Annotated in this window: 13 protein-coding genes; 1 reads left to right on the top strand and 12 read right to left on the bottom strand. The window is 71.0% G+C overall.

From position 1 onward, the window contains the following. Positions 1–26: 26 nt before the first annotated feature. From P3T37_RS24570 to P3T37_RS24540, 7 genes are read right to left on the bottom strand one after another with little or no spacing between them, the layout of a single operon-like run. Complete coding sequence (locus tag P3T37_RS24570) at positions 27–929, bottom strand: DMT family transporter (RefSeq protein WP_280725995.1); 903 nt, start codon at positions 927–929, stop codon at positions 27–29. Further along, positions 926–1,858 (bottom strand): hypothetical protein, encoded by a 933-nt coding sequence (locus tag P3T37_RS24565; protein WP_280725994.1) that lies wholly within the window; start codon positions 1,856–1,858, stop codon positions 926–928. The genes P3T37_RS24570 and P3T37_RS24565 overlap by 4 nt, the downstream gene beginning before the upstream one ends. Before the next feature lie 58 nt (positions 1,859–1,916). Continuing rightward, entirely contained in the window at positions 1,917–2,663 is a 747-nt protein-coding gene (locus P3T37_RS24560; RefSeq protein ID WP_280725993.1) for an SDR family oxidoreductase, read from the bottom strand. A gap of 30 nt (positions 2,664–2,693) precedes the next feature. Then, on the bottom strand, positions 2,694–3,809 hold the full coding sequence (locus tag P3T37_RS24555) for a homoserine O-acetyltransferase (protein WP_280725992.1): 1,116 nt from the start codon (positions 3,807–3,809) through the stop codon (positions 2,694–2,696). Between the two features lie 2 nt (positions 3,810–3,811). Beyond that, positions 3,812–4,789 carry a cysteine synthase A gene (gene cysK / locus P3T37_RS24550; protein WP_280725991.1) on the bottom strand — a complete coding sequence of 326 codons (978 nt, stop codon included), beginning with the start codon at positions 4,787–4,789 and terminating at the stop codon, positions 3,812–3,814. 42 nt (positions 4,790–4,831) lie between these two features. Then, a complete protein-coding gene (locus tag P3T37_RS24545) occupies positions 4,832–5,650 on the bottom strand; it encodes an arginase family protein (protein WP_280725990.1) in 819 nt (272 codons plus the stop codon). Between the two features lie 3 nt (positions 5,651–5,653). Then, positions 5,654–6,436: a YqcI/YcgG family protein gene (locus P3T37_RS24540; protein ID WP_280725989.1), complete on the bottom strand. Its 783-nt coding sequence runs from the start codon at positions 6,434–6,436 to the stop codon at positions 5,654–5,656. A gap of 370 nt (positions 6,437–6,806) precedes the next feature. Between P3T37_RS24540 and P3T37_RS24535 the strand changes: the two genes are divergently transcribed. Continuing rightward, positions 6,807–7,625 (top strand): UbiA family prenyltransferase, encoded by an 819-nt coding sequence (locus P3T37_RS24535; RefSeq protein WP_280725988.1) that lies wholly within the window; start codon positions 6,807–6,809, stop codon positions 7,623–7,625. A 12-nt stretch (positions 7,626–7,637) separates the two neighbouring features. On the opposite strand, the gene P3T37_RS24530 is transcribed toward P3T37_RS24535, so the two are convergent. The 5 genes from P3T37_RS24530 to P3T37_RS24510 all read right to left on the bottom strand — a co-directional run bounded on the left by P3T37_RS24530 (position 7,638) and on the right by P3T37_RS24510 (position 14,472). Beyond that, complete coding sequence (locus tag P3T37_RS24530) at positions 7,638–8,336, bottom strand: helix-turn-helix transcriptional regulator (protein ID WP_280725987.1); 699 nt, start codon at positions 8,334–8,336, stop codon at positions 7,638–7,640. 213 nt (positions 8,337–8,549) lie between these two features. Next, positions 8,550–8,969: a TOBE domain-containing protein gene (locus P3T37_RS24525; protein ID WP_280725986.1), complete on the bottom strand. Its 420-nt coding sequence runs from the start codon at positions 8,967–8,969 to the stop codon at positions 8,550–8,552. Positions 8,970–9,145: 176 nt separating this feature from the next. Further along, the gene (locus P3T37_RS24520) at positions 9,146–11,764 is read right to left on the bottom strand and encodes a SpoIIE family protein phosphatase (RefSeq protein WP_280725985.1); all 2,619 of its coding nucleotides are present in this window, start codon (positions 11,762–11,764) and stop codon (positions 9,146–9,148) included. Positions 11,765–11,919: 155 nt separating this feature from the next. Then, complete coding sequence (locus P3T37_RS24515) at positions 11,920–12,876, bottom strand: hypothetical protein (RefSeq protein ID WP_280725984.1); 957 nt, start codon at positions 12,874–12,876, stop codon at positions 11,920–11,922. A gap of 105 nt (positions 12,877–12,981) precedes the next feature. Continuing rightward, entirely contained in the window at positions 12,982–14,472 is a 1,491-nt protein-coding gene (locus P3T37_RS24510) for an APC family permease (RefSeq protein ID WP_280725983.1), read from the bottom strand. Positions 14,473–15,033: the final 561 nt, after the last annotated feature.

Genomic DNA, 15,033 nt, shown 5'->3' with positions numbered 1-15,033 from the left:
GTGTCCTCTCCTGCCCTGCGCCGGTCTCAGGATGTTCTGGCCCGCTGGGTGACCACGATGCAGCTGAGCACGATGGCGGCGGTGAGCGGGACGGCCGCGGTGATCTGCTCGCCGAGCAGCAGCACAGCCCACACCAGCGTCAGCAGCGGCTGCGCCAGCTGGAGCTGGCTCGCCCTCGCCACGCCGATGAGGCCCATGCCCTTGTACCAGACGACGAATCCGCCGAACTGCGAGATGCCGGCGATGTAGGCCATGCCGACCACGGCCTTCGCGGTGAGGTGTACGGGCTCGTGCGAGAGCGCCCACAGGGCCACGGCGAGGTTGACGGGGGCGGCGAGCACCACGCCCCAGGCGATGACGCGCCAGCCCGGCATGCGTGCGGAGAGCCGCCCGCCGTTGGCGTAGCCCGCGGCGCAGACCAGCAGGGCGCCGAAGAGAAAGAGGTCCGCGACGGTGGGTCGGCCGTGGTTCTGCGACAGCGTGAACACGATGACGGTCGCCGCTCCGAGGCCGGCCGCGGCCCAGAAGACCTTCGAAGGGCTGCGCCGGGTGAGGACTGCGGAGAACACCGCCGTGGCCATCGGCAGCGCACCGATCACGACCGCAGAGTCCGCCGTGGACGAGGTCTGCAGGGCGAGCGTGGTGAGCAGCGGGAAGCCGATCGCGCAGCCGCCCGCGACGACGGCGAGCGCGGGCCAGTCCGTGCGCGCCGGCAGCGGGGCCCGGGTGATGAGCAGCGCGCCGATCGCGATGACGGCAGCCAGGACGCCGCGTACCCCGATGGCGCTCCACGGCCCGAATCCGTCGAGCGCCCACACCGTTCCGGGGAAGCTGAAGGAGAAGCTGACCACTCCGAGCGCGGCGTAGAGGGTGCCGTTGGAGAGGGCCGGTGTCGCGAGGCGGGCGGGGGAACCCTGTTGTGACGTCATGACTGTCCGTTCTTTCGCTGTCGGGAGACTGATTCCAGCCGTGCGGAGATGACCTGCGCGAATCGTGCGGCGGAGGTTTCCGAGAACGGCATGCTGAGCGACGGTTCGCAGAGCTCGAGTTCGAGGACCAGGGGCTTGCCGTCAGCGCCGCGGATGAGGTCGACGCGGCCGTAGAGCAGTGGCTCCCGCAGCGCCAGGTGCTCAGCTGCGGCGTCCAACGCGGCCGCGGCGACCGCGCGTTCGTCCTCGGCGGCGTCCCGCGCGGTGCGGGCCTCCTGCGTCGGCTGGTCGACCCTGCCGTCCGGCAGGAGCAGTGCGCGCTTGCGGATGGCGTGGCTGTAGACGCCGTCGAAATGGATGAGGTCGGTCTCGCCGTCGTGATCGACCGAGTCCAGGTAGGGCTGCAGGATGACGTGGCAGCCCTGATCGAGCAGCTTGGCGACGTAGGCAGCCGCCTCGGTCTCCGAGGACCGGGCAAAGCGCTGCACGTCCCGGGAGTAGGCGCCGACGGTCGGCTTCACCACGATCTCCGGTGCCCGGTCGTGCCGGGCGAGGAACGTGCGCACGGCCGCCGCCGGATCCGCGCCGGGGGCCACGAAGCCGCTCGGCACGACCGGCACGCCGGCCGCGGCCAGATCGGCCAGGTAGTGCTTGTCGAGATTCCACCGCACCACCGGAAGCGGGTTGAACAGGGACGTCACATCGGTGACGTACTCGCACCATTCCAGGAACTGCGGGAGGCTCTCCACATAGGTCCAGGGAGAACGCAGCAGGACGGCGTCGAAGCGATCCCAGGCGATGTCCGGATCTCGCCAGGAACATATCTCGGTCCTGATGCCGACTTCGTGACACGCATCGAGCAGCAACGGCATGTCGTAATCAATGGCAAGGCTGGTCTCGTCGGTGACCAAAGCCAGATGGTTGCCCATCGGATGACTCCAATACGGGAAGGACGGGAACGACGGGAGGAACGGCCGTTCCGGGTGGCTACCAGGGGACGGTCGCTCCGCTGTGGGTGTAGGTGCCGGTCGGGCCGTCGCTGCCGAGCAGGGCCATCGCGACGCTCGTCCTGGCTCCGTCCGCGACGTCGAGATCGCCTGCGCCGTCGTTCATTCCGGTCCTGGTGTAGCCCGGGTGCACGGCGTTCACCTTGATCGGCGTCCCACGCAGCTCGTACGCAAGGTGGACGGTCCAGGAGTTGACCGCGCTCTTGGAGGCGCTGTAGGCGGGAAGCGATTTGAACATGGGGCTGTGCGCGTACGACTTGGGGTCGCTGTGCGTGGCCAGCGAGCCGAGCAGGCTGGACACATTGACGATGCGTCCGGCCGTGGACCTGCCGAGCAGCGGGAGAAAGGCCGTGGTCACCTCGACGACGCCGAACAGATTGGTGTCGAAGGTCTCGCGCCACTGCCGCATCGGCTGCTCGGACGGCTGCTTGCCGTATTCCTCGATCCGGATGCCGGCGTTGTTGACCAGGATGTCGAGGCGGCCGTGGTTGCCGTCGACCTCCGAGGCGGCGGCCCGGATGCTCTCCGGGTCCGTGACGTCGAGCACGAGGGGGTCGACGGCGAGGCCGTCGGCCCGCAGCTCGTCCGCTGCCGCAGTGACCGCTTCGCGGTCGCGGCCCGCGAGCAGCACCTGGACGCCGGCCGAGGCGAGCTGACGCGCGGTCTCGAAGCCGATGCCCCGGTTGGCGCCGGTGACGAGGGCGAGTCCGGAGAGATGGTCGGGCATACGGTTCTCCAAGGGGCAGGAAAAAGGAGGCTAGAGCGTGGCCAGGAATCTGGCCACGGGCGCCCCGAAACGGGCGGTGTCGATCAGGAAGGCGTCGTGTCCCTCCGACGAATCCATCGCCAGGAATTCGACGCCGGTACCGTCGACGGAAAGACCGTCCGCTATTTGCTGCTGCTGTCGCAGCGGGAAGAGGATGTCGGTTTCCACCCCGATCACCAGTGCCTTCTCCAGGTGGATGCGGGAGAGGGCCTCGTCGGTGGTACCACCGCAGGACTCGCCGAGGTCGAACCTGTCCATGCAGTGGCTGAGGCTGAGGTAGCTGTTGGGGTCGAAACGGCGCGCGAAGCGCCGGGCGTGACGCTCCAGATAGCTCTCCACCTGGAATTCATGGCCGAACGGGTCGTCGTCCGCGCGGTCCTCCGGCGCGATGCGCGCGCGGCCGAACCGGCTTTCCCACTCCTGGGCCGACCGGTAGGTCAGCATGCCGAGCTTGCGCGCGGTGAACATGCCGCGCTGCGGGTAGTTCCGGTCGTCGTACCGGCCCTGGTTCCACTGCGGGTCGCACCGGATCGCCTCACGCTGAAGGGAGCGGATCGCTATCGAGAACGGCAGCGCACGCGCCGCGCCGCAGATGTTGATGTGGCCGCGGGCCAGGCCGGGGTGACGGGCCAGCAGGGACAGCGCACTCATGCCGCCCATCGACGTGCCGATCACGCACGCCAGCCGGTCGACGCCCAGCGCCCGCACCGCGTGGGCCGCGGCGTCGGCGATGTCCTCCATCGACAGGTCCGGGAAGTCGGGACCGTAGGACTCGCCGGTGCCGGGGTCGACCGAGGCGGGCCCGGTCGATCCCTTGCAACTACCCAGCGAGTTCAGGCAGATCACGTACCAGCGATTGGTGTCGACGGGCTTTCCCGGTCCCACCATCGCCTCCCACCAGCCGGGGTCGGTGTCCGCCGGGTGGGAGGCGGCATGGGCGTCGGGCGAGAGACCGGTGAGGATCAGGACCGCGTTGTCGCGTTCCGGGGCCAGTCGTCCGACGGTCTCGTACGCGATGCGCGCGCCGGTCAGCGTGCCGCCCCGTCGCATGGCGAACTCTGCGGGGAGGTCGATGAAACGGGCCGCAGGGGGGATGAATTCCCTCATGGTCAGGCCGCGCCGTCAGCGGTCTCCAGGGAGGCGAGCCAGTCGTCGTCCGACCCCTCGATCATCCCGTCCATGAGGAACGTGGAGAGATAGCGCTCGCCGGTGTCCGGGAGCATGGCGAGCAGCACCGAGCCCGCCGGCGCGGTCGCGGCGACGCGCAGCGCGGTCGCCAGGGTGGCGCCGGCCGAGATGCCGGCGAAGATGCCTTCCTCGGCGGCGAGCCTGCGCGCGGTGTCGCGCCCCTCCACCTCGTCGACGGTCACCAGTTCGTCGATGACGCTCGGGTCGAGCACCCCCGGTACGAAGTTCGGGGCCCAGCCCTGGATCCGGTGGACGTTCCACTCCTGCCCGGCGAGCACGGCGGCGTTGTCCGGCTCGGCGGCGACGACGCGCACCCCGGGGCGGGCCGTCTTCAGCATCTGCCCAACACCGGTGAGGGTGCCGCTGGTTCCGAATCCGGTGACGAAGTAGTCGAGCCGCTTGCCCGCGAAGTCGCCGAGGATCTCCGAGGCGGTGGTCTCGCGGTGGTACGCGGGGTTGGCCGGGTTGTCGAACTGGTTGGCCCGGAACCAGCCGTGCTTCTGGGCGAGTTCGTCCGCGATCCGGTTGCCGCCGCTGCTGCCGAGGTGGCCCGGGAAGAGGATCACCCTGCCGCCGTAGGCCCGGATCAGCTTGCGCCGTTCCGCCGAGTACGTGTCACCCATCACCGCCACGAACCGGTAGCCGCGGGCCGCGGCCACCATCGCCAGGGCGATCCCGACGTTTCCGGAGGTGCACTCGACGATGGTGTCGCCGGGCTTGAGCAGCCCCTTCGCCTCGGCGTCGAGGACGACGGAGAGCGCGAGGCGGTCCTTCACCGAGCCGCCGGGGTTGAACGACTCCACCTTCACGTAGACCGTGGTGTGTGCGGGGGCCATGCGGTGCAGCCTGACGATCGGGGTGCGGCCGATGGTGTCGAGGATGCTGTCGTGCAGAGGCATCGGAAAGTACTCCTTTGATCGGTTCGGCGGGGGCCGGCTGGACTAGCCTGCCGGGGTGTTCTCGAAGGCGGGGGCGACCATGTCGAGGATCGTCTCGATCGCCTGCTCGCTGAGCCCGTCGTCCAACGGGGCGTTGAACTCGGCCAGTTCGACGCCGCGGAGCTGCCCCGGCGGAATCGCGTCGAAGATCGCCCGGATCTGCGCGGGGAGCAGGCCGTCCGGCACCGTGTAGTCGGCCGGTACGTGTCCCGGTTCGAGTACGTCCCAGTCGATGTGCACCCACACCGGGGAGTCGCCGATGGCGTCCAGGATGTTCTCGGCCGTCGTCTGCGCCGGGGGAATGACCCGGACGCCGTGCTTCGCGATCAGCTCGCCCTCGGCCTCGTCGATGTCGCGTGCCCCGACCAGAATCGCCTGCCCGGGGCGCAGGCCGGCGCCGTGACCGCTGTCCCACAGCCCGCACGCGCCGGCCAGGACCATCCCGCCCAGATACCCGGTGCCGGTCGTCTCCGGCGTGTTGAAGTCGCCGTGCCCGTCGATGTAGAGCACCACGGCATCCGGGTGCTCCCGGGCCACGACCGGCAGAGTGGCGAGGCTCGCCGAGCAGGTGTTGGAGATCATGACCGTCCGGCTGCCGTTCCCGATGCTCTCGGTGACGGCCCGGCGCAGCCCGGTCAGTGTCTCCCCGGCCTGCGGAAGGCTGACGGTCCAGTCGTCGTCGGCGGGCGGCGCGGGCTCCCCGATGAAGCGGCCGGTGAGTCCGTAGCGGCGTTCCAGGGCCCGTGCGATGCGGGCGGCGCCCTCGATCATCCGGGGTTCCCGGTCGGCCACCCGCCCCTGGGACACGATGAGCTCGATCATTGGTCAGGATCTCCTGTTCGTTTCGACAGCCGTCTGGGGCTGGAAAGGGCAGACACCGTTTCGCTCGGTGTTCTCTTCGATGAGGCCGTACTGGAACCATTCGAGCGCTCCGACGCCGTAGGAGCCCAACTGCGGTGAGTGCTGGATTCCGTCGTAAGCCTGTATGCGCTTGCGAATGTTCGCGCGGACCCTGCGGCCGCTCGACGTCTCGCCGGCGAACACGTCGAACCGTTCCCGCGGATTGATGACGAGGGCGAAATTCCGGCCGAGGTTTCTGCTGCGGCGGTTCCGGTGCGCCGGACTGCTCATATTGCAGAACAACGGCATTCCGTTGAAGCACATGGACCAGGTCTCGGAACCCGGGTCCTTCCCGACGTCGTCCGGCCACGGCGCGGGATCGTGGTGGTGCAGTTCCTGCAGCACCCGCCAGCCGAAGGAGTGGTACTCCTCGACGGTGCGCGCGGTCACGGCTTCCGCCGAGAACAGCACCACCAGCGGATACGCGGTGTCCAACTGGCCGTCCCAGGCCCTGGACAACTCGACGTACTCGGTGAGGGCCTCCGCCAGGTGCCGGATGCCGTCGCTTCCGGCGCTCTCCACGAAGACGAACTTCAGGAGCTGCTTCCGGAACGCGTTCCGGGAGAAGACGCACGGGAAGTCCGGACCGTCGAGACGTGCTGCGATCTCCTCGAAGACGGCTCGGTGCCATCTCTCTCCGCCTTCGCGGACCTGCGCCTGGGAGATCAGTTTCGCGGTCTGCTGCAACCTTTCCACCTGAGCATTCATTTCTACGGGTCCCTGCCGTTTCGAATGAGGGGGCGAGAGGGTCGGCGCTCCTTTTCCGGTACGGGCGCCATTCGTATCCCCCACCGCGGCGTCCGGATTCGTTTCACCGGGCTGCGGCGCCACCCATCGTGTCCCACGAATTCCGGGCGTCGCAACGGATTGCCACCAAGGACTCAGCGGGGATGTACACCGTGTACGCCGATGGTTGTATGGCGATGTACCCGAGGCCATTCCTAGGCTGCGGGCCATGATCGATTCCGCTGGCTACCTGAGCGCCCCCGTTTCGGCTCGCGCTCTGGATCTCCGATGGCGTACCGCCGTGAATACGGCGCGTCTGTGCTGGTCAGAGGCGCGCCCGTCGGTACAGCTGGTGTTCCTGCTGCGATTCGCGGTGGGGCTGGCCTCCGCCGCACAGCTGCCGCAGGCTACCGGGCGGACCGTGCTCGGCATGGCGTCCTGGTGGTGCGCCGTGGCCTGCGCGTACCTGCTCAACGGCGTGACGGACGTCCGCGAGGACCAGGCGAACGGCTCCCGGCGTCCGATCGCCCGAGGAGACCTCCCGGTCCGCACCGCCACGGCCGCCACGGCCCTGCTGGCCGTCGCCGCGCTGGCGCTCGGAGGGCTGGCGGGGACCGGGGTACTCGTGTGGGTGGTGGGCTTCCTGCTGCTCGGCTGGGCGTACTCGGCCCCTCCGGTGCGGGCCAAGCAGTCGAGCGTGCTCTGCGCGGTGGTGGCGTTCGGTCTGGGCGCGACCTCGTACGCGGCCGGGGTCTCGGCAGCCGGGTCCGGGTGGACCGCGACGGGCGCGGTGTTCGGCTGCGTGATGGCGGCCTGGATGGCTCTGGTCGGCTCCCTGGTCAAGGACCTGGGGGACGCCGGCGGGGACGCGGCCGGCGGACGGCGCACCGTGGCGGTCGTCCGCGGCGTGGCGGCGGCGCGGGCCCTGGCCGTGGCGGGTGCCGTGCTGGTCGGCACGGCCGGGACGGTGGCGGCTGCCCTGTGGGCCCCGCTCGCTCTCGTGGGGACGGTACCGGTGGCGGCCGGGGCGATCTGGGTCGTCGCCCGGGTGGTGCGCGACGCCCGGCGGGAGAGCGCCGACCGGCAGCAACGGCGCGGCGCCTACCGGGCGTTCATGGTCACGCAGTACGCCGCGAACCTCCTGGTGCTGGCTGCGCTCGCCGCCCGGTGAGCCGCGGCGAGGTCAACCCCGCCCGGGGAACGCCTTGTTGAGGGCCTGCACCCGGGAGCTGGCCCCGAGCTTGCGGTACGCGTTGTGCAGATGGCGCTTGACGGTCGCCTCGCTGATCTCGAACCGGCGGCCTATCAGACGGTTCGTCAGCCCCGCGCGCACCGCCTCGAGGATCTGCCGCTCCCGCAGCGTCAGCAGGTCGAGGGCCTGCGCGTCCGCGGCGTCCGCGAGCACCTCGGGGTCCCGCTCCTGCACCTCGGGGGAAGGCGGCCGCTGCGCCTCCTCGTACCCCCGGATACCCTGGTAGAGACGGCTCCCGGCAGCGGCCCGGAAAGCGGCGCTCACCGTCTGCGTCGCCGCGAGCCGCTGATCGGCCGGCACCCGGTCGACGGCTTCCGCGACCGCGACCTGCATGGCCTGCCAGAGCACCTCCGCCGCCCGCACCGACTCGGACACCGGAATCTGCTGGACGAGACGGTGGGCCCCGAGCAGTCGCGAGTACTCCCCCACCCCCGGGAGCTCTGCGTGACTGCCGGCCTCGAGCGCCTGCGCGCACTCGGCCACGACGTTCTGCGCCTGATGACGGCACTGCCGCCAGATGTCCTCGCGGGACACCAGTGGGCTGCCGAATCGTCCCAGCGCCGCCCGGTACACCTCGATGATCTCAGGTGTGGCAGCACGGAGCTGCTGAGCAGCCACCTGACGACCCATTGGTGTCTCCCTCCGGCCACGAGACGTCGCAGCCACCGCCCCGGGCGACGCTGCCCGAGTGAATGCGTGGGGAAGCTAACATCCGGTCGGTGCGCCCCGAAGTGAAGATCCAATTGGTGGGATCGGCAGCCACACAGCGTAGTCGTTGCTGGCTGTGGGTGAGTTCTCGGTGGCTACCCGCGACCCGGGTGGGGGACGTGCGGTCGGCGGGGGTCAGACGGTGGCGAGGGAGATCTCGGTGGACTTGATGAGGGCCACGACGGGGGTGCCGACGGCCAGGGCGAGGTCGGTGACGGCGTCCTTGGTGATGGCGGCGGTCAGTTCGCCGCCCTCGACGGAGAGCTTGACGGTGGCCATGGCGCCGCCGGCGGCGATGTCGGTGATGGTGCCGGGGATCTGGTTGCGGATGCTCAGGCCGGTCACCGGGCCGGTGGCGAGGGAGACCTCGGTGGACTTGACCATGGCGCGGACGGCGGTGCCCTCGGCGAGGCCGAGGTCCTTCACGGCGTCCACGGTGACGGCCGCGGTGATCAGCTGGCCGCCGTCCAGGCGGGCCTTCACGGTCGCCATCGCCTCACCGGTGGTGACGGAGGTGACGGTGCCGGGGATCTGGTTGCGGATGCTCAGGCTCATGGGGTCGACCTCACGGAATAGGGACAGGGAGATTTACCGGCGGGAATTCCTACTGAATAACCGTAGCGAGCGATTCCGGGCAACGCGGAACGGCTCTCTCAGCTGCCAGCCCGCAGGCGGGAAGGGGCTCGCAGCTGAGCGGGATCCCATCCGAATGCCGCAAACCCGCAAACCCGCTATTCCCCGATCAGCGCCTGTTCGGCCCAGATCACCTTGCCGGTCGCGGTGTAGCGGGTGCCCCAGCGTTCGGCGAACTGGGCGACCAGGAAGAGTCCGCGGCCGCCCTCGTCCATGGTGGCGGCGTAGCGCAGGTGGGGGGAGGTGCTGCTGCTGTCGGAGACCTCGCAGATCAGGCTCCGGTCGTGCAGCAGCCGGACCCGGATCGGCTCGGTCGCGTAGCGGATCGCGTTGGTGATGAGTTCGCTGAGGATCAGCTCGGTCACGAACGCCATCTCCTCCAGTCCCCAGAGCGCCAGCTGCCGGCTGACGGCGGCGCGGGCGTCGGAGACGGCGGCGGGGTCGGAGGGCACGTCCCACTCGGCGATCCGGTCGGCGGCCAGCACCCGGGTGCGGGCGACCAGCAGGGCGACGTCGTCGGTGGGGTGGTCGGGGAGCAGGGCGGCGAGGACCGCCTCGCAGGTCTCCTCCGGGCCCGGGCCGGAGGACTCCAGGGCCTGGCGCAGCAGCTCCAGGCCCTCGTCGATGTCCCGCTCGCGGTCCTCCACCAGGCCGTCGGTGTAGAGCACCAGGCGGCTGCCCTCGGGGACCTCCAGGTCGGCGGCGAAGAACGGCAGGCCGCCCAGGCCCAGCGGCGGGCCGGCCGGCACGTCGGCGAACTCGACCGTTCCGTCGGGGTGGACCAGTGCGGGCGGCGGGTGTCCGGCCCGGGCCATCGTGCAGATCCGCGAGACCGGGTCGTAGATCGCGTACAGGCAGCTGGCGCCGGTGACGGCGTCGGCGCCGCCGGGGGCGGTCTGGTCCTGGTCGAGGCGGTTGACCAGGTCGTCCAGGTGTCCGAGCAGCTCGTCGGGCGGCAGGTCCAGGGTGGAGAAGTTGTGCACCGCGGTGCGCAGCCGGCCCATGGTGGCGGCGGCGTGCAGGCCGTGGCCGACGACGTCGCCGACCACCAGCGCGACCCGCGCGCCCGGCAGCGGGATCACGTCGAACCAGTCGCCGCTGACGCCGGCCTGCGCGGCCCGGTAGCGGTGGGCGACCTCCAGGGCGTTCTGCTCGGGCAGGCCGTGCGGCAGCAGGCTGCGCTGCAGGGTCATCGCCATGGCGTGCTCGCGGGTGTAGCGGCGGGCGTTGTCGACGCAGACGGCGGCGCGGGCGACCAGCTCCTCGGCGAGCGACAGGTCGTCCTGGTCGAAGCGCTCCGAGGCATCCGAGCGCCAGAACTTGGCGATCCCCAGCAGCACGCCGCGGGCCCGCAGCGGCACCCGGACCACGGAGTGGACGCCGAACTCCAGCAGCCGTCCGGCCCGCTCGGGGTCCTGGGCCAGCCAGTCGGTGGAGGAGGCCAGGTCGGAGTCGAGGACCGCGCGCCCGGTCTCCAGGCTCCAGGCCTGCGGGGTGGCGGGGCGGATCGTGATCAGCTCGCCCACCGGGTAGAACGGCGACCGGGCGCGCACCCCGCTGAACGCCACCCGGCGCATCGGGGCGCCACTGCTCGGTGCCGGCTCCTCCCCGCGCAGGACCACCTCCGCCAGGTCGACGGTGACGTAGTCGGCGAACCGCGGGACGGCCACCTGGGCGAGCTCCTCGGCGGTCCGGGTGACGTCCAGCGTGGTGCCGACGGCCACCGTGGCGTCGTACAGCAGCTTGAGGCCGCGGCGGGCGGCCTGGGCGGTGTCGGAGACGGCGTGCAGCTCGGTGGAGTCGCGCAGGGTCGCCACGCTGCCGGGCGGGCCGCCGTTGCGGTCGGTGGTGCGGATGTTGACCACCAGCAGCCGGTCCCCGGTGAGCAGCACCCGGTCGCTGACCCCGCGCCCGGAGGCCAGCAGTTCGGCCGCCTCGTCGTCCAGGCCGAGGTCGGTGACCGCGCGCCCCTCGGCGTCGGCGGGCAGCCGCAGCAGGCGGCGCGCCTCGTCGTTGGCCAGCAGCAGCACCCCGTCCCCGCCGATGATCAGCACGCCCTCGCGCACCGCGTGCAGCACCGCGTCGTGGTGCTCGTACATCCGGGTCATCTCGGCCGGGCCCAGGCCGCGCGTCTGGCGCAGCACCCGCCGGCTGGCCAGCGCGGTGCCGGTCGTCGCCAGCGCCAGCGCGCCGGCCGCGGTGCCGAAGACCAGCGGCAGCTGGTGGTCGACGACGCCGTTCACCCTGCTGATGGTGATCCCGGCGGACACCGCGCCGATGATCTGGCCGTTGGCGGGGTTGTAGATCGGGACGACGGCCTGCACGAGCGGCCCGATGGTGCCGGTGAGCTGCTGGGTCACCACCTGGCCGTTCAGAGCCGGCTCGTAGGTGCCGACGAACTTCTTGCCGATCCGGTCCGTCAGGGGGTGGGTGTAGCGGATGCCGTCGGGGTTGATCACGACGATGAAGTCCACCCCGGAGGCGACCCGGGCCGCCTGGGCCCGGGGTTGCAGGATCGCGGTCGGGTCCGGGGACTGCATCGCGGCCACGATCCCGGGCGAGTTGGCGAAGGTCTGGGCGACGGCGACCGAGCGGTCGCGGGCCTCTGCGGTGCTGTCCCGGTGCGACTCCAGGACGAGCGCCAGCACCGCCGCCAGGACGAGCAGCAGGACGACGACCACCTGCAGCGCGAACACCTGGCCCGCGACACTGCGCATCCACCGCAGCAGGCGCGGCCGGGGCCGCCGCCCACCCCGCCGTCCTCGGCCGGTGGGCAGGTCGGCCGAGGATCGGGCCATCAACCGGGCCATGAGCCCATTGTCTACCCGCTGTTTGTCGGAGGCTGAGTGGGTACGGCTGATCCTGGGCCCGCTCAGCGCCCGAGGCGCTCGTACCAGCGGCGGAACAGTTCCTCCGGGTCGTCGGTGTAGGACCACGGCGCCAGGGTGGGACGGTTTCCGAGCACCTGGAAGACCGCCCGGGCCTGCTCCATCATGCCCGCCAGCACCAGCGCGTGGGCGACGCAGTTGAGATCCGCGACGTCCTGGGCGAGTTCGAAGCTGCGGTGCGCCAACCAGCGCTCGCAGGTCCGGTTCAGGTCGCGCAGGGCGACGTCGCTCTTCCAGTGCTGGGAGAGGTTGAGCGCCGAGGCGGTGCCGCTCTGCCGCAGGAAGCGGAAGTGCTCGGCCCGGGCGGCCTGGGTCAGCGCGAGGAGCGGCGATCCGGGCGGGGCGAAGGAGGCGGTGTCCCAGGCGAAGTCGTACATCTGGGAGTGCGAGCCGTGCCAGCGCGCGGAGATGTGGCGCAGCACCTGGTGGTGGCCCTCGCGGCTGTCCCGGTCGCGGGCCTGGAGTTCGCGCCACCACTGGTTGGACTGCGGGTGGCCGCCCGCGTACAGCCGCGCGAGGGTCAGCAGGGAGACCCAGGGCATCGGGTCGTCGGGGTAGCCGCCCGCGGCCTGCAGGCAGATCCGGACGACCCGGTCGAGCCGCTCGCGTTCGATCGCGTCCCGGTCGGGGGTGGGTGAGGGGCCTGCGGCGATGGCGTTGAAGAGCCGCATCACGTCGGTCTCGGCCCGCAGCACCATGGCGTCCGGGTTGGCGGGCTCGGCGGCCTGCCAGGTCTCGACGGTGCGGTTGCCGGCGGCGGCGTCGGCCAGCAGCCGGACCCGGTGGGTGCGCCGGTCCCAGTCGCGGCCGGTGTCGCGCAGCAGGTCGCGGGCGCCCTGCCAGCGGCCGACCAGGACGTCCTGGCGGGCCTCGGCGAGCAGCCGGTCACCGAGGGTCGGATCGTAGAGGGACGCCTGGGGACGGCTTCGTGATCGTGCCACCGGGACTCGCTCTCCAGTTGGGGTCGGGGGTTGGGATACGCGGCGGCGGGCCGCCCGGGTGCGGGCGGCCCGCCAGGGGCCTGTCGTGGGGACAGGCCCCGCGGGTCACAGGTCGGTGGCCAGGCCGTTCTGCCCGGTGCCCGACAGCGCCAGGTCGCTGTCCCCGTAGCGGGCCTCGACGGCGTCGGCGTCCGTCGCGTCCAGGCGCGCCGGACGGTAGTAGGAGCTGCCCTTCGTCCAGTACCAGCCCATCGGGATCAGGCCGAGGGCGAGCGTGCCCAGGCCCAGCCAGAGTTCCTGCCCGGTGAAGCTGAACAGCGCCTCGACAAAGACGAAGCCCATGAAGACCGCGCCGGCCAGCGGCCAGAGGCCGATGAAGATCGCGTTGGAGAGCGACTTGAAGAGCAGCCGGCGGTAGGCGACCACCACCGCCAGGCCGGCCAGCGCGTAGTAGAAGGCGATCTGCAGGCCGATGGCGTTGACCGCGGCGGTCAGGATCGTGCTGACCGAACCGAGCGCGTTGGAGGCGATGAACAGCAGCAGCGAGACGCCGGCGACCACCGCGATCGCGACCCACGGGGTCTGCCAGCGCAGGTGCGACTTGCCGAAGACGGCGGGCACCGTGCGGTCTCGGCCCATCGCGAAGAGCGAGCGGGAGACCTGGATCAGCGTGGTCTCCAGGGTGGCGACGGTCGACAGCACCACGGCGATCACCAGCACCTTGCCGCCCCAGCCCGGCCAGACGGCCTCACCGAGGTCGGAGAGCAGGGTGCTGCTGTTGGCCTGGATGTCCTTCTGGCTGACGATCAGGTTCACCGAGATGGTGACCACCTCGAAGATGGCAAACGAGGTGACCACGCCGAGCAGGCCGCCGAGGCCCGAATTGCGCTTGCTGTTGTTGGTCTCCTCGCTGAGGTTGGCGGTGACGTCCCAGCCCCAGAAGTAGAAGGCCGCGATCAGCGCCGAGGCCGCGAAGCCGCTCACCCCGCCGAAGTGTCCGAAGCCCCAGAGCCAGGACCAGGAGAAGACCGCCGCGGACCCGCCGTGGATCAGGGCCGCCGCTCCGAAGACGACCAGGATCACGATCTCGATGCCGGTCATGATCCACTGGGCGTGCGCGGTGATCCGCGCGCCCATCAGCACCAGTCCCGCCATGATCAGGAACCAGCAGGCGCCGACCGCGGTGGCCAGCGCGGTGTTGCCGGCCAGGCCCGCCGAGAAGAGCGAGAGCGTGTACGTGCCGGCCGGCAGCGAGCCGGCGACCATGAACAGGGTCGCCGAGACGACCAGCGCCCAGCCGCTCATGAAGCCCAGCGAGGGGTGCAGCGCCCGCCCGACCCAGGAGTAACTGGCACCGGCGTTGACGTCGATGCGGCCCAGGTAGTTGAAGGCCCACGCGATGCCGAGCATCGGTATCGCGCACCAGAGCAGCGCGGCGGGCGAGAACAGGCCGGCTGCCCCGGCCAGGGTCGCCGTGGTCGCGGCGAGCGAGTACGCCGGGGCGCTGCCCGCCACCGCCATCACGATCGTGTCGAAGGTCCCGAGGACGTTCGCCCGTAGACCCGACTTTCCTCCGGAGGAATGGGGGGAGCTCATCGGTGGCGCCTTTCCTGGCAAACAGCCGAGGCACGCCGGGGGACGCGTCTGCGGCGGGTGTCGGATACCCGGCTGGCCGGGCGGGACCGCGGACGCCGCCCGGTGTTCGCGGCGGCTGCCCACGGGTGCAGGTGCAGGTTCGGGTGCAGGTTCGGGTGCGGTGAGGCAGTGAGAAGTGTGTGTCCGCGGTGGGGGAACACGGCGGATACGGACTGGCCGTGAGTATTTCCACTGTCCAAATACCTGTCAAGGTATGCACGTTGACCGGAGGTTAATTGTGCCCGTCCGGACTGGACCACTTCCCGCCAACTCCCCCGCCGCCTGAACCCCGCATTCCCGCAAGGCCCTTGGAGGTGCCGGGTCGATCCCGTGCGTACGGTGGTCCGGCGGGCGGCGGACAGGTTCGCCCTTTGGGGCATTGCCCGGTCTCAACCCGTGGCCGTCCTGGCGCCCTTGCGGGCATCGGGCTCGAAACCTCATTCGCGGACGATCGGGATGACGCGGCGCACGCAGCCCGACGGCCGGCGAGGGGGTGGGCACCTCGCCGGCCGTCGGAGTGGA

The organism is Kitasatospora sp. MAA4 (genome assembly GCF_029893355.1).
Taxonomy (GTDB): domain Bacteria; phylum Actinomycetota; class Actinomycetes; order Streptomycetales; family Streptomycetaceae; genus Kitasatospora.
The sequence above is the reverse complement of the archived record's forward strand: the minus strand, read 5'-3'. Positions and strand labels throughout refer to the sequence as shown.